General features: G+C 59.3%; 24 protein-coding genes. 13 read left to right on the forward strand and 11 right to left on the reverse strand.

Annotation, left to right across the window (positions count from 1 at the left end; all coding sequences use genetic code 11):
- From ACTG34_RS04180 to purC, 7 genes are all read right to left on the reverse strand, one after another.
- Positions 1-1,912 (reverse strand): Rne/Rng family ribonuclease (locus ACTG34_RS04180; RefSeq protein WP_439103754.1); only part of this gene is annotated, 1,912 nt, incomplete at its 3' end.
- 542 nt (positions 1,913-2,454) lie between these two features.
- Positions 2,455-3,792 carry a sigma-54-dependent transcriptional regulator gene (locus ACTG34_RS04185; RefSeq protein WP_062218682.1) on the reverse strand — a complete coding sequence of 446 codons (1,338 nt, stop codon included), beginning with the start codon at positions 3,790-3,792 and terminating at the stop codon, positions 2,455-2,457.
- Between the two features lie 57 nt (positions 3,793-3,849).
- Complete coding sequence (locus tag ACTG34_RS04190; RefSeq protein ID WP_439103755.1) at positions 3,850-5,652, reverse strand: sensor histidine kinase; 1,803 nt, start codon at positions 5,650-5,652, stop codon at positions 3,850-3,852.
- Between the two features lie 146 nt (positions 5,653-5,798).
- Complete coding sequence (gene purQ / locus ACTG34_RS04195) at positions 5,799-6,467, reverse strand: phosphoribosylformylglycinamidine synthase subunit PurQ (protein ID WP_439103756.1); 669 nt, start codon at positions 6,465-6,467, stop codon at positions 5,799-5,801.
- Between the two features lie 134 nt (positions 6,468-6,601).
- Complete coding sequence (locus ACTG34_RS04200; protein ID WP_439103757.1) at positions 6,602-7,639, reverse strand: zinc-dependent alcohol dehydrogenase family protein; 1,038 nt, start codon at positions 7,637-7,639, stop codon at positions 6,602-6,604.
- A 161-nt stretch (positions 7,640-7,800) separates the two neighbouring features.
- Complete coding sequence (purS, locus tag ACTG34_RS04205; protein WP_342842663.1) at positions 7,801-8,031, reverse strand: phosphoribosylformylglycinamidine synthase subunit PurS; 231 nt, start codon at positions 8,029-8,031, stop codon at positions 7,801-7,803.
- 26 nt (positions 8,032-8,057) lie between these two features.
- A complete protein-coding gene (purC, locus tag ACTG34_RS04210) occupies positions 8,058-8,825 on the reverse strand; it encodes a phosphoribosylaminoimidazolesuccinocarboxamide synthase (protein ID WP_062218693.1) in 768 nt (255 codons plus the stop codon).
- A 238-nt stretch (positions 8,826-9,063) separates the two neighbouring features.
- Here purC and ACTG34_RS04215 point away from each other — a divergent pair, with 238 nt between their 5' ends.
- The 5 genes from ACTG34_RS04215 (at position 9,064) to ACTG34_RS04235 (ending at position 14,300) form a co-directional block, all read left to right on the forward strand.
- Positions 9,064-9,378 carry a DUF1476 domain-containing protein gene (locus ACTG34_RS04215; RefSeq protein ID WP_439103758.1) on the forward strand — a complete coding sequence of 105 codons (315 nt, stop codon included), beginning with the start codon at positions 9,064-9,066 and terminating at the stop codon, positions 9,376-9,378.
- A 300-nt stretch (positions 9,379-9,678) separates the two neighbouring features.
- Positions 9,679-11,712, forward strand: coding sequence for a phosphatidylglycerol lysyltransferase domain-containing protein (locus tag ACTG34_RS04220; RefSeq protein WP_439103759.1), 2,034 nt, complete (start codon positions 9,679-9,681; stop codon positions 11,710-11,712).
- A gap of 149 nt (positions 11,713-11,861) precedes the next feature.
- Positions 11,862-12,896 (forward strand): betaine--homocysteine S-methyltransferase, encoded by a 1,035-nt coding sequence (gene bmt / locus ACTG34_RS04225; RefSeq protein WP_439103760.1) that lies wholly within the window; start codon positions 11,862-11,864, stop codon positions 12,894-12,896.
- Positions 12,897-12,972: 76 nt separating this feature from the next.
- Positions 12,973-13,668, forward strand: coding sequence for a corrinoid protein (locus tag ACTG34_RS04230; RefSeq protein ID WP_439103761.1), 696 nt, complete (start codon positions 12,973-12,975; stop codon positions 13,666-13,668).
- Positions 13,665-14,300 carry a DUF1638 domain-containing protein gene (locus ACTG34_RS04235; RefSeq protein WP_439103762.1) on the forward strand — a complete coding sequence of 212 codons (636 nt, stop codon included), beginning with the start codon at positions 13,665-13,667 and terminating at the stop codon, positions 14,298-14,300. Before ACTG34_RS04230 ends, ACTG34_RS04235 begins: the two co-directional genes overlap by 4 nt.
- Before the next feature lie 16 nt (positions 14,301-14,316).
- Here the strand turns inward: ACTG34_RS04235 and ACTG34_RS04240 are convergent, their stop codons facing one another.
- Entirely contained in the window at positions 14,317-14,727 is a 411-nt protein-coding gene (locus ACTG34_RS04240) for a SufE family protein (protein ID WP_439103763.1), read from the reverse strand.
- A gap of 150 nt (positions 14,728-14,877) precedes the next feature.
- On the opposite strand from ACTG34_RS04240, the gene ACTG34_RS04245 reads away from it, so the two are divergent.
- The 3 genes from ACTG34_RS04245 (at position 14,878) to ACTG34_RS04255 (ending at position 17,848) form a co-directional block, all read left to right on the forward strand.
- Positions 14,878-15,381 carry a hypothetical protein gene (locus ACTG34_RS04245; protein WP_439103764.1) on the forward strand — a complete coding sequence of 168 codons (504 nt, stop codon included), beginning with the start codon at positions 14,878-14,880 and terminating at the stop codon, positions 15,379-15,381.
- Between the two features lie 64 nt (positions 15,382-15,445).
- Positions 15,446-16,405, forward strand: a complete 960-nt coding sequence (locus ACTG34_RS04250) for a nucleoside hydrolase (RefSeq protein WP_439103765.1) — start codon at positions 15,446-15,448, stop codon at positions 16,403-16,405.
- Between the two features lie 39 nt (positions 16,406-16,444).
- Complete coding sequence (locus ACTG34_RS04255; RefSeq protein ID WP_439103766.1) at positions 16,445-17,848, forward strand: protein adenylyltransferase SelO; 1,404 nt, start codon at positions 16,445-16,447, stop codon at positions 17,846-17,848.
- A 4-nt stretch (positions 17,849-17,852) separates the two neighbouring features.
- Here ACTG34_RS04255 and ACTG34_RS04260 read toward each other — a convergent pair whose 3' ends face one another.
- On the reverse strand, positions 17,853-18,521 hold the full coding sequence (locus ACTG34_RS04260) for a hypothetical protein (RefSeq protein WP_439103767.1): 669 nt from the start codon (positions 18,519-18,521) through the stop codon (positions 17,853-17,855).
- A gap of 105 nt (positions 18,522-18,626) precedes the next feature.
- Between ACTG34_RS04260 and ACTG34_RS04265 the strand changes: the two genes are divergently transcribed.
- The 4 genes from ACTG34_RS04265 to eno all read left to right on the forward strand — a co-directional run bounded on the left by ACTG34_RS04265 (position 18,627) and on the right by eno (position 22,231).
- The gene (locus ACTG34_RS04265) at positions 18,627-19,343 is read left to right on the forward strand and encodes an endonuclease/exonuclease/phosphatase family protein (RefSeq protein ID WP_439103768.1); all 717 of its coding nucleotides are present in this window, start codon (positions 18,627-18,629) and stop codon (positions 19,341-19,343) included.
- Between the two features lie 87 nt (positions 19,344-19,430).
- Positions 19,431-19,838, forward strand: a complete 408-nt coding sequence (locus ACTG34_RS04270; RefSeq protein ID WP_439103769.1) for a Fur family transcriptional regulator — start codon at positions 19,431-19,433, stop codon at positions 19,836-19,838.
- Positions 19,839-19,920: 82 nt separating this feature from the next.
- Positions 19,921-20,799, forward strand: a complete 879-nt coding sequence (locus ACTG34_RS04275; protein ID WP_439103770.1) for a DMT family transporter — start codon at positions 19,921-19,923, stop codon at positions 20,797-20,799.
- Positions 20,800-20,953: 154 nt separating this feature from the next.
- A complete protein-coding gene (gene eno, locus ACTG34_RS04280; protein WP_439103771.1) occupies positions 20,954-22,231 on the forward strand; it encodes a phosphopyruvate hydratase in 1,278 nt (425 codons plus the stop codon).
- A gap of 57 nt (positions 22,232-22,288) precedes the next feature.
- Here eno and ACTG34_RS04285 read toward each other — a convergent pair whose 3' ends face one another.
- The gene (locus ACTG34_RS04285) at positions 22,289-23,386 is read right to left on the reverse strand and encodes an anhydro-N-acetylmuramic acid kinase (protein ID WP_439103772.1); all 1,098 of its coding nucleotides are present in this window, start codon (positions 23,384-23,386) and stop codon (positions 22,289-22,291) included.
- Between the two features lie 72 nt (positions 23,387-23,458).
- Between ACTG34_RS04285 and tyrS the strand changes: the two genes are divergently transcribed.
- Positions 23,459-24,715: a tyrosine--tRNA ligase gene (tyrS, locus tag ACTG34_RS04290; protein WP_342842678.1), complete on the forward strand. Its 1,257-nt coding sequence runs from the start codon at positions 23,459-23,461 to the stop codon at positions 24,713-24,715.
- Positions 24,716-24,776: 61 nt separating this feature from the next.
- Here tyrS and ACTG34_RS04295 read toward each other — a convergent pair whose 3' ends face one another.
- On the reverse strand, positions 24,777-25,577 hold the full coding sequence (locus ACTG34_RS04295) for a purine-nucleoside phosphorylase (RefSeq protein WP_439103773.1): 801 nt from the start codon (positions 25,575-25,577) through the stop codon (positions 24,777-24,779).
- Positions 25,578-25,631 lie beyond the last annotated feature (54 nt).

A 25,631-nucleotide genomic window follows, 5' to 3' on the forward strand; every position in this document is an offset into this window, starting at 1 on the left:
AATAGTTGATGACCGCAACCGGCGCCTTAAGCAGCACTTCGCGCGAGCGTTTGCGTGTGCCCTCTTCCTCCAACTGGCGCAGGATCGTGAGCGCCATATTGTCATCAGAGCGGATCAGACCCGTACCGTGGCAGTGGTGACACGGCTGTGTCGTGGCTTCCAACATGCCCGGACGCAGACGTTGACGCGACATTTCAAGCAAACCAAAGCCCGAAATGCGGCCCACTTGGATGCGCGCACGGTCGGTTTTCAAATGATCCTTGAGACGTTTTTCAACGGCCGCGTTGTTGCGGCGATCTTCCATGTCGATAAAGTCGATCACGATCAGACCCGCAAGGTCGCGCAGACGGGCCTGACGGGCCACCTCTTCGGCGGCCTCTAGGTTGGTCTTGAGCGCGGTGTCCTCAATCGAGCCTTCTTTGGTCGCACGTCCCGAGTTGACGTCAACGGCGACAAGCGCCTCGGTCCAATCGATGACGATGTAGCCACCCGATTTGAGTTGAACAGTCGGGTTGAACATCGAACCAAGGTAGGTTTCGACCTGATAACGGGCGAACAACGGCAGTTGCTCTTTGTAGTTGATCACGTTTTTGGCGTGGGTCGGCATAATCATCCGCATGAAGTCTTTGGCGATGCGGAACCCGCCCTCGCCCTCAACGATGACCTCGTCGATCTCTTTCGAATAAAGATCGCGGATCGAGCGTTTGATAAGGTCGCCCTCTTCGTAGATTTTCGCGGGCGCGGTGGATTTGAGCGTCAACTCGCGAATCTGCTCCCACATACGCTTGAGGTAATCATAGTCGCGTTTGATCTCGGTCTTGGTGCGTTGTGCGCCAGCAGTGCGCACAATCAGACCCGCACCTTGTGGCACGTCGATCTCTTGGGCAATCTCTTTGAGTTTCTTACGGTCGGCCACATTGGTGATTTTGCGTGAAATGCCGCCCCCGCGCGCGGTGTTTGGCATCAAGACACAGTAGCGACCCGCAAGCGACAGGTAGGTGGTCAAAGCCGCGCCTTTGTTGCCGCGCTCTTCCTTAACGACCTGAACCAACAGAATTTGACGGACTTTTACAACTTCTTGGATTTTGTAACGGCGCGGACGGGGTTTACGCACGCGGCGCACCTCTTCGGCGGTGTCATCGTCGGCCACGCTTTCGATGTCATCGTCTTTGTCTGCAGCACTTTGAGCATCGTCATCATCATTGTCGTCGGACTGATCCTCACCGGACTGATCCTCAGAGGCGTCATCCTCAACGGGTTCTTCAACGGGCGTATCTGCCACCGCAAACGCGGGCGATGTGCCCTCGTCTACGGGCGCGTGTTCGTCTGCGGGCGCGTGGTCGTCTGCAATCAGCGCATCCGCTTCGGAGGCTTCCGGCTCATACACGTCCATGCCTTTGACGCCGGTTGCACCGTTATCTGAGGCCGCTTCACCACTTGAACCTTCACCACTTGGCGCAGCATCGGATGGGGCGTCGACCTCTTTGGTCTCCACCGCATCACCCGACACGGCATCGGCGGCTACAGATTGGCCGCGCGAACGCGAAGACGAGGTGCGACGACGACGACCGCCACCGCGCTTGGACTTTTCGCGCTCTTCATCTTCTTCTTCTTGCTGTTTGGCGTATTCCATTTCCTCTTTGAGCAGGGCCTCACGGTCTGCCACAGGGATTTGGTAATAATCAGGGTGAATCTCGGAAAACGCGAGGAATCCGTGACGGTTTCCGCCATAATCAATGAACGCCGCCTGAAGCGAGGGTTCGACTCGTGTTACTTTTGCGAGATAGATGTTGCCAGCGAGCTGACGTTTGTTTTCCGATTCAAAGTCGAATTCCTCAACCTTGTTTCCGTCGACCACCACAACGCGGGTCTCTTCCGCGTGGGTGGCATCGATAAGCATTTTTTTAGCCATAATTGTCTTTCGACACCCAAAAGTGAACCCTCCAGCGCAAGCGCCAAGGAGTGCAGGTTCGGGTGATTGTCAGGGGCGAGCGAATGCGCGGGCAAGAGCGCGCGGGCGAAAACGCCCGTCACTTGCTCTCTATTTGCCTCTGCGCGTTGCATCGCGTTTTTCTCCGGCGTCCGTGTGACACCGTGCCACCCGTCGCCCATTTTAAGATCCCGTTCCCGTTTTAGCGTGGGTTCGAGCGTTCATTGCCAAACGGTTTTGTCATGCCGTGGGGCGGTATCGGTCTGCGCTACGGGCGGTGGACCTGCCCGCTCATTCACGGGGTCAAGGTCGCGTCCTGCACACGTATGCAGCGAATCTTTCGTCGCGGTTTCCCGTTAAAACGAACCCAAAGGTGGCGTTATACGAGACCTGCGTCCCCTATCAGTAGTGATCCAACCCCATGAACACAACACGCAATTTCGTGCGCGCCCGTTTTATCCACAGGGGGCGATCACGGACGGGCGACCACATCTAGGCGTGGCGCCACATCGGCGCGCGGCCCGCTATCCCAAATAGTCGGACCGTTGCAGGCCGTATTTGGCCATTTTCTCATTCAATGTCCGCCGTGGCAGACACAACTCGTCCATCACCGCCACGATCGATCCTTTGTGGCGGCGCATGGTGTTATCGATCAACATCCGCTCGAACGCCTCGACATATTCCTTGAGCGGTTTGCCGTCCGTGGTCATGGTTTGGGCCTCCGCGGAATCGTCCTCGGCCAAGAGCAAGGAGGCAATCGACCCCGACCCGCGCCGCGATTGCAACACGGCACGTTCGGCCACATTGATCAACTGGCGGATGTTGCCCGGCCACGGGGCTTGCAACAATTGCGCGGCCTCTTGTGCGGCGATCTCGGGCGCGTCACAGCCGTATTCCTCGGAGAACTGTTGGCTCAACTGGGTGAACAACGACAAGATATCCTCGCCGCGTGACCGCAGCGGCGGCGTGGTGATTTTCATCGCGGCCAGACGGAAATAGAGATCGGGACGCAGGGCGCTTTCGCAGGTGCGCCCCTGCTCTTGCAAGTTACAAATCGCGATCACACGGGTTTCGGGCGGTGTGCCTTGCTCGTTGATCCATGTGAGCAGACGCGCCTGCAATCCTTCGGACAGCGCCTCTATATCCTCGATTACCAAAGTGCCGCCACGGGCCTCCTCGATCAGCGGTTGCGCCGCGCCATCGGGATCAGGGCCAAACAAACGCTTGGACAACTCCGCCTCTTCGCGTCCCGCGCATGAGAACATAACGAACTTTTTAGAGGCCCGCGCGCCCACTGCGTGCAGCGCGTGCGCGACAAGGGTCTTGCCCGTGCCCGTCTCGCCATCAATCAACACATGGCTGTCGGCTTGACCGAGGTCCAAAATATCCTCGCGCAGCCGCTCCATCACATCGGACGCGCCGATGAGCTTGTTCATAATCCCCGTGCCCCCCGATAATTCACGGCGCAACGCGCGGTTATCAAGGGTCAGACGCCGCGCATTCGTGGCCTTTTTGGCCAGTTCGGTCATCCGGTCGGGGTTGAACGGTTTTTCAAGGAAATCAAACGCGCCAATGCGCATCGCCTCCACCGCCATCGGCACATCGCCGTGGCCTGTGATCATAATGACGGGCAACCCGCTATCCACGCTCATCAGCTTCTTGAGGAACTGCATCCCGTCCATGCCGGGCATCTTGATATCGGTGATCACGGCGCCGGGGTAATCGGGACCAAGTCCCTTCACCGCGTCCTCGGCACTGGCAAAGGTTTCGGTGTCAAACCCCGACAGGGCGAGCCACTGGCTGATCGACTGGCGCATGTCCTGTTCGTCATCCACAATCGCGATTTTCATTGCACTGGCCATTGGTCACTTCCTCTTTGAGGTCTTAAAATTCTAAATTCACAACACGCGCAGAGCGGATCATTCCGCCGCGCGCACGCTTGGCGTCTGCGCATCGTCATCATCCTCGTCCTGTTTGGACAAGGGGAGGATCATCTCGAACACCGCGCCGCCCGAGGGTCGGTTGTGCGCGGTCAAACGTCCGCCAAGCTCGGTCACAATGCCCGACGAAATCGCAAGGCCAAGCCCTACCCCGTCCCCAGGAGCTTTGGTGGTGTAAAACGGCTCGAACAAAGTATCGAGATCTTCAATCCCAGACCCGTTATCGCGCACCGACACAGAGGCATGTGCCCCCCCTGCAACAATAATATCGATCTGTGGATCGGGCGCGGTTTTACCCGCATCAAACGCGTTGCGCAGCAGGTTTACGAGCACCTGTTCAAGGCGCACACGGTCCCCGTCGACCACAACCGGTTCAGGCGGCAAGGTCCGCGTGATCTCCACCGCGCGTTGGCGCATTTGCGGCTCCATCATCGACATGGCCGCATTGACACAATCGCGCAAATCAATCGGCTCAAGGTGCTCCGATCCCTTACGGGCGTAGGACTTCAACTGCTTGGTGATTGCCGCCATCCGCTCGATCAGATCATCGACACGGCCAAAGGACGCCAAGGCCTCATCAGGGCGCTTGCGCTGCAACAGCAATTTCGCCCCCGCCAGATAGGTCTTCATCGCCGCAAGCGGTTGGTTCAACTCGTGACTGACCGCCGCCGACATCTCCCCCAAAACGGCCAATTTACTTGATTGTGCAAGGGTTTGCTCGGCAACCTCAAGGTTCTTTTCCGCCCGCTTGCGCTCCGAAATCTCACGCTGCAACCGTGTGTTCAACTGGCGCAATTCGGCACTTTCGCGTTGAAATAGACCCGCACGAGAGACCGCGCGCCGCGACGTTAGATAGAACCCGAGCGACAGCAGGATCGCAAACCCCATAATCTCAAGGGCAAGAACCCCGTTCACCCGCTCACGCACAGAGGTGTACGTGGTAAAGGACGCCATGCGCCACCCGCGAAACGGGATACGGCTTTCCAACCGCATCACGGCCTCACCGCCCAAATAGACCTCAGGCGCGGGGTTGGACCATTCCGAAGTGGCCCGCAGCGCCCGCTCTATCGCCGTGGGTGCGTCACGCACGTCCAAGGCCTCCGCCTCTTTGCGTGCGCGCCATTTCGGCTCGGTCGACAGGATGATATCGCCCTCGGAATTGACCACCAAAACAGCGTCCGAAATACTCGCCCACTGGGTTTCAAACTTGGCCAAATCCACCTCGACCACGATCACACCCGCTAGAACACCGCCCACCTCAATGCGGCGCGCATAAGTGAACTCATACGCCCCGCTGTCGAGTTTTGCCGCCTTAAATGTGGTGTCATTCGAGCGCAACGCATCAACGAAATATGGGCTCAAACGTCCGTTTCGGCCCAACTCGGCACGGTCGGTCGCGGCCACAACGCGGCCAGACTCATCGAGCAATAGCAAAGATGCTGCGCCAATTTCATCCACATAGGTGATCAGGTGCTGCGAGGTCGTGACATAATCGTCCGTCGACAAAGCCGAGGCCAAAACAGGGTCACGCGACAACAACAGCGGCACAATAGAATTGCGCTGTAATTCGGAGATCAAGTTGCCGGCATAGAGCGCCTGACGAACCTCGGCGCGGTTGCGGGTCAGAATTGTATAGCGCTCTGTCAGCAGCAGGTTCGAAAACCACACAACCGCGATCGCCACCGCCACAAACCCCGCGATCGCCAAACGTCCGAGCCACGTCAAAGACGCGTCGGATACCTCTGCGGTGCCGTTTGGCGTTGAAAGCCCGTGTTCACTCATATGCGGACGTTACGCAGGAGCGCGCCGGACCTGCAAGAGGTAGCGAGACGGGTTTTGCGCCCCGCCCAGTGATCTGGCGGTTTTCCGCTTGGGATCAGAGAGATCGCGGCGGGGTTGGATGTGAGGTCGCGGGGTAGTCGCTCGGATCAGGCGCTGACAACAGCCGAGAGCAAGGAGGTAAAGAACGCTTTGCCGTCCTCATTGCCCTGCGCTGCCTCGGCGGCCCGCTCGGGGTGAGGCATCATGCCAAGCACGCGGCGGTTCTCGGACAAAATCCCCGCAATGTCGCGGTCGGAGCCGTTGGGGTTGGCCCCATAGCGGAACGCCACACGGCCCTCGCCCTCAAGACGGTCAAGCGTCTCTTTGTCGGCGGTGTAATTGCCATCGTGGTGGGCAATCGGGATCTGGATACGCTGACCCTGTGCATACTCGAAGGTATAGGCGCTATCGGTGGTCTCGACGATCAACTCTTGGGTGTTGCAGATGTATTTGACGCCTTGGTTGCGCAGCAACGCACCGGGCAAGAGTTTTGCCTCGGTCAGCACCTGAAAGCCGTTACAAATCCCAAAGGCATAGCCGCCGCGCTCCACATGCGCCTTGAGCGCGGTGGTGATCGGCGAGTTGGCCGCAATGGCCCCGCAACGCAAATAATCGCCGTAGGAAAATCCACCCGGAACACCGACAATATCAAGCCCCTCTGGCAATTGTGCATCCTTATGCCAGACCATCGTGACATCCGCGCCCGCATTGCGCAGGGCCACAGCCATATCGCGATCACAGTTCGAACCGGGGAATTGCAGGACGGCAGCTTTCATGGGGCGTCTCCGATAGGTCAGCAGGGGTACAACGGCGCGGGATGCGCCCTTAGGTGTCGCATTGGTCTGTCTTGGCGCCCGCAATAAAGCAGGCCACCCCCGCGTTCAAGTGGATTGGCGTCATGGCGCGCCTCTCAATTGAGAAAATCGGTAATCACGGCCACGCCAGGCGGGGTTGGACCGTTGAAGGCCGCCAATTCGCGGCCTGTTTCCGACAATTTGATCTCGCGCGCGATGAGAGGCGTAAAATCCACCATGCCCGCCTCAATCAGCGCCAAAAGCGATGGATAGCGGTGCGCAGGCATCCCGCGCGTGCCATAGAGCGCCAGATTGCCCATGTAGACCGTGTTCATATTGATTTGCATCGTCGCGGTGTGGCCCACGGGCATCCCAACCTGTACGTGACGCCCCAGTGGGCGCAGACAATCGATGGAGGCCTGCACAGTCTGGTTGATCCCCAAGGCCTCGACGGAGACATGCGCCCCGCCGCCCGTGATCTCCTTGATCTGTGCGGCGACATCGCCACCAGACGCGTTCACGCCGTAATCAATGCCCAAGCCCACAGCGTGATCCAGCTTGTCTTGGACAATATCCACGGCGATCACCCGCGCGCCGAGCGCTTTGCCAAGCAAAGCCGCAGATAGGCCGACCCCGCCCGTGCCATGCACCGCCAACCATTCCCCGCCCATCAGAGCCGCACGGTCGGTCAACGCGTGCCACGCGGTTGTGACACGACAGCCAAGCCCCGCCGCAACCGTGGGCGATAGCCCCTCGGGCAACAAGGTCAGGTTGTGATCAAACGGCACCGCGACATATTGCGCAAACGCCCCCGGCTCAATAAAGCCCGGCAAACGTTGATCGGGACAGGTGTTGGAATGGCCGGAGTGACAGGCGGGACATTTGCCACAGGCCAGAATGAACGGCGCAACCACGCGGTCGCCCAGTTTATAGGTGGCCATTGGCCCCGCCTCGACCACCTCGCCACAATACTCATGTCCGCCAATCTGACCGGGCTTGATACGCGGATGCTCTCCAACCCAGCCGTGCCAGTCAGAGCGACACACGCCGCACGCCAGAACCTTGAGCACCACACCGTCAGGCGGACACTCTGGCATTGGCACGTCCTCAATCACCAGATCCTTGTTGAACTCTCTTAAAACGGCTGCGCGCATTGGGGTCTCCTAAGGTGAGTGGCGTCACACCACCTTTGCGCGCCACCTCGCATCCGTCAACGCCACAACGTGCAACTCCCCCTGTGCGCAAACAAGACCTGCGCAAACAAAAAGCCGCCCCGAATGGAGCGGCTCATTGAGAGAGTGAGATGTCGGCGTGCTTACAGCAGCTCGACCGAGTAGCCCTCGATCACAGTGTTGGCGAGGAGTTTCTCGCACATGTCCTTGATCGTGTCCTCGGACGTGCCATCCGCCAGATCAAGTTCGATCACCTTACCTTGGCGCACTTCGTTGACGCCTGCAAACCCCAGCGCACCAAGTGCATGTTGCACGGCGGCGCCTTGTGGGTCCAGAACACCGGTTTTCAGCATAACGTGTACGCGGGCTTTCATAGGGTCAAACCTTCTTGTCTTTAGGATCAGTTAATCAGTGTCGGCTTGTCGCCATTGGCAACAGGGCCATTCGTCGGCAAAACGCCAAGGCGGCGCGCCACTTCGGTATAGGCATCGGTGAGATTGCCCAAGTCGCGGCGAAACACATCTTTGTCGAGCTTCTGCCCGCTTTCGATGTCCCACAAACGACAGCTGTCAGGCGAAATTTCGTCAGCCACGATCAGGCGCATGAAATCACCATCCCAAACGCGACCGATCTCGATTTTGAAATCAACCAGTTTGATGCCAACACCGTACATCACACCCGACAGGTAATCATTCACCCGCAGGGCCAAGGCGACGATATCGTCCATGTCCTGTTGTGAGGCCCACCCAAAGGCAATGATGTATTCTTCAGGCACGAGCGGATCGCCCAGTGCGTCATCCTTATAAGAGAACTCGATGATCGGACGGGGCAGTCGTGTGCCCTCTTCGATCCCCAGACGCTTGGACATCGAACCCGCGGCATAGTTGCGCACGATCACTTCGAGCGGGACAATCTCACACTGGCGGCACAGCTGCTCGCGCATGTTGAGACGGCGGATAAAGTGGTTGGGAATACCAAGATTGGTCAACCCGTTCATAAAGAACTCGGACAGGCGGTTGTTCAACACCCCCTTGCCCTCGATGGTCGCGCGCTTTTCGGCATTGAACGCGGTCGCATCGTCTTTGAAATACTGAACAATGGTGCCTGGCTCTGGACCCTCATAGAGTGTCTTTGCTTTGCCTTCGTAAATCTTTTTACGGCGCGCCATATGGGCCTCCAATAGATTGCACGGCGCAGAATCACGAGAGAGCGCCATCGTTAGGCGATCTTTAGGCCAAGGGGGCCGCAGGGGCAAGGACGCGTGCTTGGCCGCGCGCCCTGATAGACGCGATCCGCACCGCATGCGCCCAAGGATCATCGGCGGCAATCGACAATTCGCGTCTTGAACCTGCGGGCTTGGGCGGTCATATAATACGATAACATCCAATCTGGGGAGACAGAACACCATGTCCACGTTCGACGAACGCGAATCCGCCTTTGAAAACAAATTCGCCCATGACGCCGAAATGGTGTTCAAGGCTGATGCCCGCGCCAACAAATTGTTGGGTCTTTGGGCCGCTGAAATGCTCGGCAAAACCGGCGCTGACGCGGATGCATACGCCCTCGAAGTGATCAAAGCCGATTTCGAAGAAGCCGGCCACGACGATGTGATCCGCAAAGTTGCAGGCGATCTTGGCGATAAAGCCACGGATGACGAGATCCGCGCCAAACGCGCCAACTGTCTCGCCATTGCCAAAACCCAACTGTTCGAAGAGCACTAAACAGGCGGCTCTTAGAGGGCGCGCTTAAAGCGCCCGTAAAAACAAGACCCGCACTCATCTGCGGGTCTTTTGTGTGTTCGCGCTTTGCCAGACTGTTTTGGCGACCGCTGCCTTGCCGCTGATTGCGCAAACCTGCGCCCGTCACGCCGCAAACCTGTGCAGGATCGTCCACCGCGCCCCGCTCACCTGCCCCTGCGCGCAAATCTCCCCAAACGATCGCCCTCCAGTTAACCCGATCTTCGCGAATGGATATCTATAGCTGTGTCTCAACATATCCCGTATCGGAGCACGCCACAGGCTATGCGCCACGTTTCTCTTGACCAAAGTGCCGTCACCGAGGTGCCCGCACCCAATCGGCCCCTTCCGTCAGATGCCTCTTTTGTCGGGCACGGCGGGACGGGTGTCAGGTGGCGTGACCTTGCGCGCAAACAGGTGATCCCGCTAGGGATGGTCGTGGTGATGGGATGGGTGTTTTGGGATCATGCCGCAGCGCTTGATCTTGGGGCTATACACGCCGCAGCCCGTGATATCGCCCCTGCCAATTGGGCGCTATCGCTGGTCTTTGCCGCCATTAGTTTTTGGGCGGTGGGGCGCTATGATGCTGTGCTGCATGCCCAACTCGATACAGGGATTTCACGCCGCGCCGCGCGCCGCACGGGAATTGCCGCCATTGGCCTTTCGCAATTCTTGGGCTTTGGCGCTCTCACTGGCAGTTTGATCCGGTGGCGTCTTTTGCCCGAACTGACCCTGTGGCAGTCGTTGCGCCTCTCAGGGGCGGTGGCGCTCTCGTTTTTGGCAGGATGGGCAATTGTTGCGGCTCTCGCGGTGTTGCTCCTGCAACCCGAATTACCGTGGATGAAGACATTGGCCACCCTTGCCATTGCTCTTGCCGGCACCATGGCCGCGCTCTCCGTCTACCCCCCCGCGCCCCTCGTGCGCATGCCGTGGCCCTCCCTGCGCACCATGGCCACGGTTGTGGGTCTTGCGGGGATTGATACCATATTCGCAGGTGCCACGTTCTTCATTCTGCTGCCACCAGACGTTGCCGTCTCGATTGCACAAGCGATTTCGGCCTATTTGTTTGCCCTTGGCGCGGGACTCATCGGCTCGACCCCTGGCGGGGTTGGCCCGTTCGAGGCCACGTTAGCCAATCTGTTGCCCGCGATCCCGCTCGAAGTGTTGCTTGGCTCGGTCTTGGCGTTTCGCGCCGTGTATTATTTACTCCCTGCGGCGCTGTCGGCGGTGATTGTCGTGCTCGGGCCGCGCAAGTGCAACCTCGCCACAGAGCCGCGCCTCTTGCGCACGTCCCATTCGCCGTTTTTGCCACCCGAGTTGGAACGCCAAGTGTTCTTTGCCCCCCGCGCCGAGGCCAACCTCTTGCGCACACGTGATTTTTCCGTCCTACGCGATGACACCGACATCGCTGTGGCCTTGGCCGCGCCCATTGGACAATCGCTTGTGATGCTATCGGACCCGTTAGCGCGCACAGGATGCCCCAAAGCGGCCCGTGACGCCCTGACCCGCACCGCGCGCGACCGGTTCAGAATGCCCGCGATCTACAAATGCGGGAAGCGTATGGCCGCCTCTGCGCGCCGTGCGGGATGGGCCGTCATTCCCACCGGCCAAGAGGCATGGATCACGCCCGCGACCTTTTCCATCGACGGATCAAGCCGCCGACAGTTGCGCCGTGTCTTGCGCAAAGTCGCGGAGGCACAGATCACCACATGCGAGGGCGGACGCGTCTTGCCCCTTGATGACATGGACCGCGTGGCACAAGCGTGGAAAGAGGCCCGCGGCGGCGAGCGCGGCTTTTCCATGGGGACATATCAACGCGACTATGTGACGTGCCAACGTGTGTTTCTGGCCTACCGCGATACGCGCCTTGTGGCCTTTGTCACCTTCCATGAGACCCGCGCGGAAATGACCCTCGATCTGATGCGCCAAACCGATGAGGCTCCTGACGGCACGATCCAACAGCTGATCGTCGATGCCATCGAGACCGCCAAGGCCTACGGGTGTCCGCGCGTCTCTCTCGCCGCCGTGCCATGGGCGGGGCCGGATGCAAACCCGCTGCTCGCGCACCTGCGCACCAAGATGCTCGCAAAATCCGGCGCGTCCGGTTTGCGCCGGTTCAAATCCGCCTTTGGCCCCGAATGGGAAACGCTCTATCTGGCCGCCCCCTCGCGTCTCGCCCTCAGTGTGGCGGCCATGGACATCATGCGACGGATCACCGCGCCACCGCCAAAGACCGCCTCCAACCCGATGAAAGCAAGCCGCTTTGCCACACACCCCATGAGGCACGCGTTCAAACGCCGCGCGCGACCGCCAAAGTAATCGACAGCCCACGCCGGCACATACCCGCCTCATAATCGTTATGACGGGAATGAATTTGCCAAATCCGCTCCCACATGGCACATGGGCGCCACACGTATCGGGTGCGCACCATTGGGTGCGTGCTCTTGTCCACATTCGGAGACCCACCCATGACCGCGCCCCAGACCACAGACGCCCTGACCAAATTGCTTGAGACCCGCGACTGGCTCTTGGCCGATGGCGCGACGGGAACCACCTTGTTCAACATGGGACTGGAATCGGGCGACTCGCCCGAGCTTTGGAATGTCGACAAACCTGAAAACATCGAGGCCTTGTACCAAGGGGCGGTTGATGCGGGGTCAGACATTTTTCTGACCAACTCCTTTGGGGGCACCGCTGCGCGCCTCAAACTGCACCAATCCGAAGATCGCGTGTTCGAATTGAACAAAGCCGCCGCAGCGATTGGCCGCAAAGTCGCAGACGCCGCAGGACGCCCCGTCATCGTGGCAGGATCGATGGGACCAACAGGCGAAATCATGGAACCGATGGGCACATTGACCTACGATGCGGCTGTCGAGATGTTCTATGAACAAGCCAAGGGTCTCAAAGCGGGCGGCGCAGATGTCGCATGGATCGAAACTATTTCTGCCCCCGAAGAATATACCGCCGCCGCCGAAGGCGCCACCAAAGCGGGCCTTGCGTGGGTCGGCACCATGTCGTTTGACACCGCTGGACGCACCATGATGGGCGTCACATCGGCGCAATTGTCCGATATGGTCGAGAAACTGCCAACCCCGCCTGTGGCTTACGGCGCCAACTGTGGCACGGGGTCGTCCGATCTGATGCGCACGGTGCTTGGCTTTGCCGCACAAGGCCACGAACGCCCGATCATTGCCAAAGGCAACGCAGGCATTCCACGCTACATGGACGGCCACATCCACTATGATGGCACCCCCGAATTGATGGCGGACTACGCCTGTCTGGCACGCGATGCGGGTGCGCGGATTATTGGCGGATGTTGCGGCACCACGCCCGAGCATCTGGTGGCAATGAAAGCCGCCCTTGAGACCCGCCCACGCGGTGAACGTCCAACGCTCGAGCAAATTGTTGAAACGCTTGGCGGGTTTTCATCGGCCTCGGATGGCACCGACGACAAGGGGCCCGCTGCGCGCGAACGCACAGGGCGCCGCGCGCGCCGTAGCTAATTGATTGATGTGGCGGGACGACTGTTCCGCTTTCCCTCCTGACGACACCGCAAAGCGGGCGCAAAAGGATACGCACATGTCTGACGACAACGACGATCTGGTCCTCTCTAACCTCAACGATGCCGATCTGTGCGAACAGATGATGGACGACCTGTATGACGGTCTCAAAGAAGAGATCGAAGAGGGCGTGCGCATCTTGTTGGACCGCGACTGGACCCCCTACGACATCCTGACCAAATCTTTGGTCGCAGGGATGCAGATCGTGGGCAATGATTTCCGTGATGGAATTCTATTCGTCCCCGAAGTGCTCAAAGCCGCGCAAGCCATGAAGGGCGGCATGTTCATTCTCAAGCCGCTGCTTGTTGAAACTGGCGCGCCAAAGATGGGCAAAATGGTCATCGGCACGGTCAAGGGCGACATTCACGACATCGGCAAGAACCTCGTCGCGATGATGATGGAGGGAGCCGGTTTCGAAATTATCGACCTTGGTATCAACACCGAAGCGTCCGAATACATCGGCACGGCAGAGGCCGAAGGTGCGGATATCATTGGCATGTCTGCCCTTTTGACGACGACCATGCCCTACATGAAAACCGTGATCGAGAGCCTGAAATCCCAAGGGCTGCGCGACAAATACATCGTGCTGTGTGGCGGCGCGCCGCTAAATGCGGAGTTCGGCACGGCCATTGGCGCGGATGCCTATTGCGATGATGCGGCGATTGCGGTCGAGACTGCCAAACGTCTGATCGCGGCACGCCAACCACAAGCGTGAGCGCGCATTCGGACATAAGCGACGAGGCCCTGCGCGAGCGGGGCCTTGTGCGTTTCGGGGCGGGCAAAACGCTTGTCATCGCGTGCGGCGCGCTGGCCCGCGAAGTCCTCGCCCTGATCGAGGCCAACGGACTATCGCATCTGACCCTGACGTGCCTGCCGGCCATTTTGCACAATACGCCCGACAAAATCACACCCGCTGTTGAGGCCACGATCCTCAAACACCGCGCGGATTATGATCACATCCTTGTCGCCTACGGTGATTGTGGCACGGGCGGGCAATTGTTCGATTTGTGCAAGAAATACGGGGCACAGATGATAGATGCCCCCCATTGTTATTCGTTTTTTGAAGGGTCCGAGGTGTTTGCGGCGCGCGGCGAAGTCACAAGTTTCTACCTCACCGACTTTCTCGCCCGCCAATTCGACGCCTTTGTGTGGCGGCCTTTGGGGCTGGATCGCTATCCCGACCTGTTGGAGATGTATTTCGGCAATTACGAAAAACTGGTCTATCTGGCCCAGACAGAGGATGCGGACCTCACAGCTACGGCACAGAGATGCGCGCACAGGCTTGGCCTTGCGTTTGAGCGCAGGGTCACAGGCTACGGCGATCTTGACCGGTTTTTGACACCTTAAGCGGCCCCAGGCGGCGCTAGGCCGCCCGCGCCGCAGTTTCCTCAATCCGCTCAACCATCGCACGCAACCCGTTGGAGCGTTGCGCAGACAAATGCTCATTAAGACCCAAACGCGACAGCTCGGCCACGGCATCAACACCGCGCACCTCATCCACCGTCAGACCCGCGTATAATTCATGCAACACCGCAATCAGCCCTTGGACGATCATCGCATCAGACGCCCCTTGGAATTGAAACGTGCCATCCTCAACAGTGGGCACGATCCAGACTTGGGAGGCGCAGCCCTCGACCTTGGTCGCCGCGACTTTGAGCGCCTCATCCATCGCGGGAAACGCTTTTCCCATGTCAATCACATGACGGTAGCGATCTTCCCAGTCGTCCAGAAATTCGAATGTATCAACGAGGTCTTCGAAACGGGCATTGGCCATGGTGGATCATCCTTTTTGCTTGTCTGACACATAATCCGCCACGACACAGACGTCCAGATCTGCACAGGCCAATACCGCGCCCCCTTTTCAACGCGCGCCACATCCGTTACGCCTTTTGCAACGAGACAATTGTGGCCAAGGGGAAATCAGATGCGGCGTCAGGTGTTACTTTGTGGACTGGTTGTGCTTGGCCTATCGGGCTGTGCCTCACTCGGCTCATCCAACCTCAACCCTCTCAACTGGTTCGGCAAATCCGAGGCCGTGACCGCCACGACCGCAGAGGGGCAAACAGCCGTTGTTCTAAAGGCACTGGCCCCGCGCAAGGGATATCCCGCATTTGTCGACACCCGCCCATTGGTGCCATCAGTCGCGGACATCACGATTGCGCGCTCCACATCCGGCGCGATTGTCACGGCAACGGGCGTTGTGCCGACACTTGGCTACTATGACGCGCAACTCGTCCCTGTCGCCAATGAGGAACAGGGCACATTGACCTATGATTTCCGCATATCCGCGCCCGAAACCGCCCCCGCCCTTGGCACGGCGCAACAACGCCGCATTACCGTGGCATATTCGCTGACCTTCCCCCAACTCGAGGGCGTCACACGCATCGTTGTGCGCGGTGCAGACGGATCACGTCAAACCCGCCGCTGAGCGCTTTACATCCCAACGCGGCGTGGTCACTGTGGACACTCGACCCACAGCCACGGAGCCGCACATGCCCACGACACACCCGAGCAACATAGCACGCAAAATCATCATCGACACCGATCCCGGACAGGACGATGCGGTCGCAATTTTGCTCGCCCTTGCCTCGCGCGAACTCGACGTGTTGGGCATCACGGCGGTCGCTGGAAACGTGCCGATTGCGCGTACAAGCGAAAATGCCCGCAAAATCTGCGAAGTTGCCGGACGCCCCGATGTCAAAGTCTTTGCCGGTTGCGACCGTCCCCTGGCCCACACGCTTGTCACCGCCGAACATGTGCACGGCAAAACGGGTCTGGACGGGATTGAATTGCCCGCCCCCACGATGCCCCTACAAGAGCAACACGGTGTGGATTTCATCATCGACACCCTACGCACACAGCCCGCAGGCACGGTGACGCTGTGCCCGATGGGACCACTGACGAACATCGCCACCGCATTCACCAAAGCCCCCGACATCATTGAACGTGTCCAAGAGATCGTGCTGATGGGGGGCGCCTATTTCGAGGTGGGCAACATCACCCCCGCCGCCGAATTCAACATCTACGTCGACCCAGAAGCCGCTGATATTGTGTTTAAATCAGGCGCGAAATTGACGGTGATGCCGCTTGACGTCACGCATAAAGTGCTTGTGACCAAACCGCGCCTTGAGGCGTTTGAGGCCTTTGGCAATCATGTGGGCGATGTGGTTGCGGGATGGCTCGATTTCTTTGAACGCTTCGATATCGAGAAATACGGATCGGCGGGTGGCCCGCTGCATGATCCGACCGTGATCGCCTATCTCATCGCGCCGCAGATATTTTCGGGCCGCTTCATCAACGTCGAGATCGAAACAGGATCGGAGTTGACGCGCGGCATGACTGTGGCCGATTGGTGGGGCGTCACCGACCGTGCGCCCAATGCGATGTTCATGGGGGACGCGGATGCGGATGCGTTTTTTACCTTGCTGACGGCGCGTCTCGCCACGCTTTAACCCCTTTACGCACCGCAAAGCGGGGCTAAATGAGATCACATGACCGATTTTGACAACTCCTACGCCCGCCTGCCCGACCGCCTGTTTGCGCGTATCGATCCCGATCCCGTCGCAGCGCCGCAGATGATCTTGTTCAACGACGATCTGGCGCGCTCTTTGGGTGTGACCGAGCGGGACGCGGCGGTGTTTGCGGGCAATGTGATTCCTGACGGGGCCGAGCCATTGGCTCAGGTCTACGCCGCGCACCAGTTCGGCGGATGGGTGCCGCGATTGGGCGATGGCCGCGCGATCTTGCTTGGCGAAGTGGTCACTGATCAGGGCCGGTTTGACATCCAACTCAAAGGCGCGGGGCGCACGCCCTATTCGCGCAATGGAGACGGGCGGGCGTGGCTTGGGCCGGTGCTGCGCGAATACATCGTCTCCGAGTTTATGGCCGCGTGCGGCGTGCCAACCACCCGCGCCTTGGCGGCTGTGGCCACGGGCGAGCGTGTCCAACGCGAACGCGCCTACCCCGGTGGGGTGTTGACCCGCGTAGCCGCGTCACACATCCGTGTGGGCACCTTCCAATATCTCACCGCACAAGAGGACGACGAGGGGCTACGCCTGTTGGCCGAACATGTGCGCGACCGCCACTATCCACAGGCCCGCACGATGTTGGAGCTGTACAGCGCGATTGTCGCGGCCCAAGCACGTCTGATTGCACGCTGGATGGGTCTGGGGTTTGTCCACGGCGTAATGAACACAGACAACACCAGCATCGCGGGCGAGACGATTGATTACGGCCCCTGCGCCTTTATCGACGCCTATACGCCCACCGCGCGCTATTCCTCCATCGACCAATATGGTCGCTATGCCTTTGATCAACAGGCCAATATTGCCGGCTGGAACCTCGCCCAACTTGGGACATGCTTTGTCGGCATGCTGACGCAGGAAACAGGCAGCCAAGACGCCGCCATTGAGGCGCTCACAGGCGTGTTGAACGGCTTTCCCGCCCTGTATCAAGCTGCATGGCGCGATGTGTTCGCGGCCAAGCTTGGGATTGCGCAGCCGCGCGACGGCGACGAAGATTTGGCACAAGATCTCTTGAGCCTCATGGCCGCGACTGGCGCGGATTTCGCCAATGTGTTTGCGCGGTTGGGCAGTGATAAAGCCCGCGACGAATTCACTGACCGCCCTGCCTTTGATGCATGGAATGCGCGCTGGAACGCACGGGTGGACAGCGCGCCGGACCGCCCCGCAATGGCGCGCGCCAACCCACAGGTGATCCCGCGCACACACCGTTTGGAAGAGGCGATTGTGGCCGCAACAGACGGCGATTTTAGCAAGGCACACCGATTGGCCCGCGTTCTGGTCACACCATTTGATGTCGCGGACGCCGACCTCGATCTGATGGCCCCGCCCACCCGCGCAGAGATCGTCCCCGCTACATTTTGCGGCACATAACCGGCTACTTTGATCGGTATTTGGAGAACAATCGGCGGTTGCGCGTGATGAAATCGCCGATCCATCCCGATAGGAACACCCCGCGCTCATACCACAAATAAAGCACCCCCGCGCCCGCGCCGATGAACCCGCCCAAGGCGTCGACCATGAGATCGCCCATCGTATCGTCGATGCCCGACTTTTGCATATTGGTGCCGAATGCCTGATCCATCAGATATTCAAAGATTTCCCAAAGCCCCCCGATCGACATCGCAAAGCAAAACGCGAAAAGACCGATGGCGAGGGGTGGTGCGGCGAACCTGTCACCTTGGAACAGCATGAACATAGCGACGAAGCCGATCAGGCCAAAACCGATCGCTGACCCGCCATGCAGGGCTAAATCCCACCACCAATAGCGCTCGTAAAAGTCATCCACCTCGCCCAAAAACAACGTGGCAAAGATAAACAGGATGATCATCCCCATAAATCCACGCGGCACGTAAATATGAAATCTGCGCGCGAAAAAGATCGGTGCGAGCGTCAGCATAAGCGTGCCAAGCGCCACAAACGAGGCCGTAAACCGCCCCGTCCAAACCCCCGCACCAAATTCGACCAACAGCAACACCCAGATGAGCCATGTCGGGCGCGGCACGGATGTGAGAACAGCTTTAAAGGTGGCGAGGGAAATGAACACGTGCATATAGCCTTTTGGACATACAGGAGTGGACAGCGATCGACGGGCGACGTTGCGGCCCCACGCGGGGGTGTAATTGCAACGCCATATCCCTATCTTAATCCTATGTTGCACAAAACCCAAACCGGTGCGATGCGCCTTGCCTCCTACAACCTGCGCAAATGTCGCGGAACAGATGGCATGCGTGCGCCTGCGCGGGTTTTGGATGTGATCAACGGCTTGGGCGCGGATGTGGTCGCCTTGCAAGAGGCCGATATGCGACTGGGGGCGCGCCCCGCCGCCCTGCCCGCGCGTATGATCGAAACTCACACGGATTTCATTGCCCTGCCTGTTGCGACATCGCCCGTCTCGTTGGGGTGGCACGGCAATGCCATTTTGGTGCGCAAAGATAGGATTGCGCACGCCACGCACCGCATTGATTTACCCGGATTGGAGCCGCGCGGCGCCGTGGCGGTTGATCTGGACGGGCTGCGTGTGGTCGGCATCCATTTGGGCCTGTTGCGCGCCTCACGTCAAAAGCAACTGCACGCCATCCGCGCGCATCTGGCGACACTGGATGCGCGTCCGACCGTCATTTTGGGCGATTTTAACGAATGGTCACGCACAGGCGGGCTTGACCCGTTGCGCGATGCATTTGACGTCATTGCCCCTGGGCGCTCGTTTCACGCGGCGCGCCCCATGGCGGCCCTTGACCGCATTGCCGTGCCATACGGGCTTGATCTGCGCGATGCGGGCGTGGTCGAAACGGCAATCACCCGCCGCGCCTCCGATCACCTCCCCATTTGGGCCGATCTGGCAATGGGATCGTCGCCGCGCGTCTGAGCCCGCGCCAGTTGCGACATGACTCGCAATCGCACTAGACCCCGCGCCCGCAATTTTTTACTATGACGACAGCAGGACGGAGCGACCATGACCGACACCATTTTAGCACGTTGCGAGGCAAAAGGCCTACGCCTGACCGAGCAACGGCGCGTGATCGCGGCTGTCCTCGAAGAGGCACAAGATCACCCAGACGTGGACGAGCTTTTTGCACGCGCCGCGCGCAAAGACCCGAAACTGTCCTTGGCCACGGTCTACCGCACGGTGAAATTGTTTGAGGAGAAAGGCATCCTTGAGCGTCATGATTTCGGCTACGGACGCGCCTGCTACGAGACCACGGACCGCGCCCATCACGACCACCTGATCGATATGGATACGGGCAAAGTGATCGAGTTCTACGACCCCGAGATCGAAATTCTCCAAGACCGCATCGCGGCCAAACTCGGGTACGCCCTTAAGGGACACCGCCTTGAGCTTTACGGTGTGAAAAAGACCTAAAACACCTCCCTTCCCCCTTTTGACCTCTTGGCACCTCGCGCCGTGCATGACACGGTGCGCCGTATTCTTCATTGGATTTGACATGCAAAACTCGCGCGGCATCTTGTATATTTTGGGCTCAATGGCCGCGTTCACATGTGAGGATACCCTCCTCAAAGTGATCTCCGCCGATGTGCCTGTGGGCCAAATTCTGATCGGATTGGGATTTATCGGCGCGGCGGTGTTCCTCGGCCTGACACTGCGCAAGGGCCACCGGATTTTTGTCGCCTCCTATTGGACGCCGCTGTTGATTTTGCGGGGCTTGTCCGAGGGGGCGGTTGCAGTCACCTTTGTCACCGCCCTTGCACTGGTCGATCTGTCGACCGTGGCGGCTGTGTTTCAAACCACACCCTTGGCCACCACCCTAGGCGCGGCCCTGTTTTTGGGTGAAAAGGTCGGATGGCGGCGCTGGACCGCGATTTTGGTCGGCTTTTCCGGCGTGTTGTTCATTGTGCGACCCGGTGCGTCCGAGTTTGATCCCGCCACGCTTTTGGTGCTGGCCACGGTCGTGTTGATTGCCTTTCGCGACCTCGTCACGCGCTCGGTCAATGTCGCGGTGCCCTCCACCCTGATCGGGTTCCAAGCCTTTGCCGCAGTCGTACCCGCAGGCGTGTTGCTCACCGGCTTTGCGCAAACCCCGCTTGTGGTCCCCGACGTGTCCTCCGTGGTCTTGTTGAGCATCGCGTCAACCGTCTCTGTTGTTGGCTATTTCCTCCTTGTCACCGCACTGCGCATCGCCGAGACCGCCGTTATCATGCCGTTTCGCTACACGCGCCTCGTGTTCTCAATCATCGCGGGCATGGTGGTGTTTTCGGAGCGCCCCGACCTACCGATGCTGATCGGCTCGGCCCTCATCATCAGCGCGGGCCTCTACACCTTCATGCGTGAACGCCAGTTGGCGCGGGCAGGCCGTGCCGCGTAACGCGCACCGGATTTGCACAAACCGCCACAAAAATGTTACCGCTATCACATACAACGCCATTTGTTAGCGTCGTTCACGTTGACGTGGGCGTCACGGGTGGTATCAAGCAATCAACTGGCCCAAGATTTAACTCACCGAGAGAGGGACACACCCCATGAGCACCATCATTGACATTATCGGCCGCGAGATCCTCGACAGCCGTGGCAACCCGACCGTCGAAGTCGACGTGATCCTCGAAGACGGCACAATGGGCCGCGCGGCGGTGCCATCAGGCGCATCCACAGGCGCACACGAAGCCGTTGAGAAACGTGACGGCGACACATCGCGCTACCTTGGCAAAGGCGTGCTTGAGGCCGTGTTGGCGGTGAACGGCGAATTGGCCGAAGCTCTCGTTGGCATGGACGCCACCGAACAAGAGGCGATTGACGCCACGATGATCGAGCTGGACGGCACCCCGAACAAAGCCCGCCTTGGCGCAAACGCCATCCTCGGTGTCTCGCTTGCTGTAGCCAAAGCCGCCGCTGATTACTCCGCGCTACCGCTCTACCGCTATATCGGTGGCTCCTCCGCGCGCGTTCTGCCCGTGCCGATGATGAATATCATCAATGGCGGCGAACACGCCGACAACCCCATCGACATCCAAGAATTCATGATCATGCCCGTCTCTGCGGCGAACGTTAAAGAAGCGATCCGCATGGGCGCCGAAGTGTTCCACACTCTGAAAAAAGAGCTGTCGAACGCGGGCTACAACACCGGTATCGGTGATGAGGGCGGCTTTGCCCCCGCAATCAACTCCGCACGAGAAGCACTTGATTTCATTGTGAAGTCGATCGAAAAAGCAGGGTACAAGCCGGGTGAGGACATCTACCTCGCGCTCGATTGTGCCTCCTCCGAATACTACGTCGACGGCAAATACGAACTCAAAGGCGAGGGAAAATCACTGACCTCCGCCGAGAACGCAGACTACCTTGCTGCGCTGTGCGCCGACTACCCGATCATCTCGATCGAGGACGGCATGGACGAGGACGATTGGGACGGTTGGAAATTGCTCACCGACAAAATCGGCGACAAAATCCAGCTTGTGGGCGATGACCTATTCGTGACCAACCCCAAGCGCCTCAAAGACGGCATTGACCAAGGCGTGGCCAACTCCATGCTCGTCAAAGTGAACCAGATCGGCACCCTGTCCGAGACGCTCAAAGCCGTCGATATGGCCCACCGCGCGCGTTACACCAACGTGATGAGCCACCGCTCGGGCGAAACCGAAGACGCCACAATTGCCGACCTCGCTGTCGCCACCAACTGCGGCCAGATCAAAACCGGCTCCCTGTCGCGCTCCGACCGTATGGCCAAATACAACCAGCTGATCCGCATCGAAGAACAGCTCGGTGAAACAGCTGAATACGCAGGCAAAAGCATCCTGAAGAAGTAAGCATAACCGCTTGACGCAACAACGAAAGCCCCGCCATTTGGTGGGGCTTTTTTTATATCATGGGCGCGACACCCGTCCGCCGCCGATTGCGGCAGCGACGCCTGTGGTGCTTGGGGCTGAGGTTGGCAGGCCGCGTTTGACGCGTGCGGCGAGGTAGGCAAAGGCCTGCGCCTCCAACATATCGCCGTCCAAACCGACCGCCTCAACCGCCTCAACGGGGCAATCGATTCCGGCCGCAAGCATGGCCATAAGGGTCGCGTTGTGCCGCCCGCCACCACAGACATAGACCGCCTCGGGCGGGCGCGGGCAATGCTCCATCGCACGAGCGACACAGGCGGCGGCAAAGGCGGTGAGCGTGGCTACGGCATCCGCATCGGATAGATGTTCGACCGCTGTCAGAACGCCGCTAAAATCGTTACGGTCCAATGACTTGGGGGGAATTTTCAAAAAATAGCTGTGCTCTAATCCTTGCGCCACAATCTCCATATCGGGGGTGCCCTGCGCGGCCAATGCGCCGCCCGGATCATAGGGTTGCCCACGGCGCACCTGCATCAGATCGTTCACGGGCGCATTGGCAGGCCCGGTGTCAAATGCCACCAGTGCGCCCTGTGCGGCGGGATCGGCCACGGCGGGGTCCACCCACGTCAGATTGCCGACACCGCCCATGTTGAGAAAGACCACGGGGGACGTGGCGCGAATATGGCGTGCCAAAGCATGGTGGTAAAACGGCGCAAGCGGCGCGCCCTGCCCGCCCATTTCAACATCCGCCGATCGAAAATCCCACACCACCGGCACGCCCATCACCTCGGCCAAAACCGCGCCATCGCCCGCCTGATAGGTGCGGCCATTGTCGGGATCGTGGTTGAAGGTCTGACCGTGAAATCCAATGAAGTCAAAGGGTTCCGTGAGGCATGACAGGGCTTCGGCATGGGCAGTCTCGATCAGTTCCACCGTCTGCGCGGGCGCATCCCAAGTGCCAAGGGCCGCACGCAAAAGCGATTGTTCCTCAGGGGCATAGGCGCGAAAATGGCTGTCGCCAAAGGCAATAATCTCAACCCCATCGGTGTGCACCAATGCCACATCGACGCCGTCAAGGGACGTCCCCGACATGCATCCCGCCACCCAAATCGGCTCACTGCGCCCCTCGTGCCCCATACCACTCTTCCCCTTTGGTCTTTGCCCAGATATATCAGGCCGCACCAAGGCTTTGAAAGGACAAAGAGCGCGATGACCTACCACCCTAAATCGGACTTCATGGCTGTGATGATTGAACGTGGCTTTCTTGCGGATTGCACGGATTATCAAGGCCTCGATGAAGCCTTTGCCAAGGGTGTTGTCCCCGCCTATATCGGCTTTGACGCCACAGCCAGTTCGCTTCATGTCGGCTCGCTGATCCAGATTATGATGCTGCGGTGGCTGCAAAAAACCGGTCACCAACCGATCACCCTCATGGGCGGCGGCACCACCAAAGTGGGCGACCCGAGTTTTCGCGCCGATGAGCGTCCGCTCCTTGATGATGCGGCGATCAACGCGAATATCGCGGGCATCCAAAAGGTGTTTTCGGCCTATATCGACTACGACACAGAGGCGGACAACAAGGCGCTGATGCTCAACAACGCCGAATGGTTGGAAGATCTCAATTACCTCGAATTCCTGCGCGACATCGGGCGGCATTTCTCGGTCAACCGAATGCTATCGTTTGAGAGCGTGAAATCGCGTCTGGACCGCGAACAATCGCTGAGCTTTCTCGAATTCAACTACATGATCCTGCAAGCCTATGATTTTCTTGAGCTAAATCGCCGCTATGGCTGCCTGCTACAAATGGGTGGTTCGGATCAATGGGGCAATATCGTCAACGGGATCGACCTGACGCGGCGCGTGTTGGACCATGAAATCTACGGGCTGACCTCGCCGTTGCTCACCACATCGGACGGCAAAAAGATGGGTAAATCCCTGTCTGGGGCGATCTGGCTCAACCCTGATATGTTGTCACCCTACGAGTTCTGGCAGTTCTGGCGCAACACCACGGACGCCGATACGGGCCGTTTCCTCAAACTCTATACCGAGCTGCCCGTGGACGAATGTGAACGCCTCGGCGCGCTTGAAGGCTCCGAGATCAACGCGGCAAAAATCATCCTCGCCAATGAGGTCACCACGCTGCTCCACGGCGCGGACGCGGCAGCGGCGGCAGAGGCCACGGCGCGCGAAGTGTTTGAAAAGGGCGGCATGGGCGATGATCTCCCCACGCTTGATCTAACCGCCGACGAGATCGGAGACGGCATTTCCATCGTGCAGCTTTTCGTGCGCTCGGGCCTTGCGGGGTCTGGCAAAGAGGCGAAACGCCTATTCTCGGACAATGGCGCAAAGGTGAACGATGCGGACCAAAAGGACGCAGGGCTGATGATCACCGCCGACATGTTGGCCACGCCGATGAAACTCAGCGCGGGGAAAAAGCGTCACGCCTTGGTCCAGATCAAGGGCTGATCGCACGCCTAAATCCGATCAAACGGCGCCGCTCATCCCGATGAGATGGCGCCGTTTTTCGTTATAAATCAGTGAGAAAGCGGCGAATGATGCGGCCCAGCTTTTCGGCCCCTACGGGCGCTGAGGCCTTGGTGTGTTCGTGGCTGATATGCTCATTGCCCAGACCCGCCGCCATGTTTGTGACGACAGAGACCGCGCAGCATTGAAGACCTAAAAACCGCGCTAAAATCACCTCCGGCACCGTCGACATGCCCACCGCGTCCGCGCCCAACAATTTGAGCATACGGATTTCTGCGGGGGTCTCAAAGTTCGGGCCAGAATACCACGCATAGACGCCCTCAATCAGGGTTTCGCCCTCTTGCGCCGCCGCCGCGTGTAGCGCCAGGCGCAACGCGGGATCATAGGCCGCTGTGAGGTTTACAAACCGCGCATCCGTAGGTTCGCCGATGAGCGGCGAGCGGCCCGAATAGTTGATGTGATCGTTGATCAGCATCAGATTTCCGGGAGGAATATCGGAACGAAATGACCCACAGGCATTGGTGACGAACAGTGTCTCGACGCCCAACTCCTTGAGGATTTCCAACGGCAATCGCATCGCATCGGCGCGGCCATTTTCATAGTAATGTTCGCGCCCGCCCAAGATGGCCACCTCGACACCCATTAGCGTTCCGATGGTGAGCGCCGCCGTATGGCCCGACACGCCCGCATGGGGAAATCCCGCAAGATCGGCGTAGGGAATCGACACGCCCTCCACCGCATCGGCCAAGGAACCAAGGCCAGAGCCGAGGATAAAGCCCACACGCGGGCGGGCATTAGGGGCAGCGGCGCGAATGGCGGTGAGGGATTTGGTGAAATCAGGCATCGGGCACTCCGGTTGGTTTGCCCTACTCAGACGAAAAACGGCGCGAGAGGCAAG

Source organism: Celeribacter marinus, from assembly GCF_965656515.1.
GTDB lineage: Bacteria > Pseudomonadota > Alphaproteobacteria > Rhodobacterales > Rhodobacteraceae > Celeribacter > Celeribacter marinus_D.

What these genes read in the sequence shown, in the direction of transcription:
- eno (WP_439103771.1), top strand. Translation starts at nt 20,954, where the DNA reads ATGAGCACCATCATTGACATTATCGGCCGCGAGATCCTCGACAGCCGT.
- tyrS (WP_342842678.1), top strand. Translation starts at nt 23,459, where the DNA reads ATGACCTACCACCCTAAATCGGACTTCATGGCTGTGATGATTGAACGT.
- ACTG34_RS04185 (WP_062218682.1), bottom strand. Translation starts at nt 3,792, where the DNA reads ATGGCCAGTGCAATGAAAATCGCGATTGTGGATGACGAACAGGACATG.
- ACTG34_RS04230 (WP_439103761.1), top strand. Translation starts at nt 12,973, where the DNA reads ATGTCTGACGACAACGACGATCTGGTCCTCTCTAACCTCAACGATGCC.
- ACTG34_RS04245 (WP_439103764.1), top strand. Translation starts at nt 14,878, where the DNA reads ATGCGGCGTCAGGTGTTACTTTGTGGACTGGTTGTGCTTGGCCTATCG.
- ACTG34_RS04220 (WP_439103759.1), top strand. Translation starts at nt 9,679, where the DNA reads ATGCGCCACGTTTCTCTTGACCAAAGTGCCGTCACCGAGGTGCCCGCA.
- bmt (WP_439103760.1), top strand. Translation starts at nt 11,862, where the DNA reads ATGACCGCGCCCCAGACCACAGACGCCCTGACCAAATTGCTTGAGACC.
- ACTG34_RS04295 (WP_439103773.1), bottom strand. Translation starts at nt 25,577, where the DNA reads ATGCCTGATTTCACCAAATCCCTCACCGCCATTCGCGCCGCTGCCCCT.
- ACTG34_RS04240 (WP_439103763.1), bottom strand. Translation starts at nt 14,727, where the DNA reads ATGGCCAATGCCCGTTTCGAAGACCTCGTTGATACATTCGAATTTCTG.
- ACTG34_RS04250 (WP_439103765.1), top strand. Translation starts at nt 15,446, where the DNA reads ATGCCCACGACACACCCGAGCAACATAGCACGCAAAATCATCATCGAC.
- ACTG34_RS04270 (WP_439103769.1), top strand. Translation starts at nt 19,431, where the DNA reads ATGACCGACACCATTTTAGCACGTTGCGAGGCAAAAGGCCTACGCCTG.
- ACTG34_RS04215 (WP_439103758.1), top strand. Translation starts at nt 9,064, where the DNA reads ATGTCCACGTTCGACGAACGCGAATCCGCCTTTGAAAACAAATTCGCC.
- purC (WP_062218693.1), bottom strand. Translation starts at nt 8,825, where the DNA reads ATGGCGCGCCGTAAAAAGATTTACGAAGGCAAAGCAAAGACACTCTAT.
- purS (WP_342842663.1), bottom strand. Translation starts at nt 8,031, where the DNA reads ATGAAAGCCCGCGTACACGTTATGCTGAAAACCGGTGTTCTGGACCCA.
- ACTG34_RS04275 (WP_439103770.1), top strand. Translation starts at nt 19,921, where the DNA reads ATGCAAAACTCGCGCGGCATCTTGTATATTTTGGGCTCAATGGCCGCG.
- ACTG34_RS04200 (WP_439103757.1), bottom strand. Translation starts at nt 7,639, where the DNA reads ATGCGCGCAGCCGTTTTAAGAGAGTTCAACAAGGATCTGGTGATTGAG.
- ACTG34_RS04285 (WP_439103772.1), bottom strand. Translation starts at nt 23,386, where the DNA reads ATGGGGCACGAGGGGCGCAGTGAGCCGATTTGGGTGGCGGGATGCATG.
- ACTG34_RS04255 (WP_439103766.1), top strand. Translation starts at nt 16,445, where the DNA reads ATGACCGATTTTGACAACTCCTACGCCCGCCTGCCCGACCGCCTGTTT.
- ACTG34_RS04190 (WP_439103755.1), bottom strand. Translation starts at nt 5,652, where the DNA reads ATGAGTGAACACGGGCTTTCAACGCCAAACGGCACCGCAGAGGTATCC.
- ACTG34_RS04265 (WP_439103768.1), top strand. Translation starts at nt 18,627, where the DNA reads ATGTTGCACAAAACCCAAACCGGTGCGATGCGCCTTGCCTCCTACAAC.
- purQ (WP_439103756.1), bottom strand. Translation starts at nt 6,467, where the DNA reads ATGAAAGCTGCCGTCCTGCAATTCCCCGGTTCGAACTGTGATCGCGAT.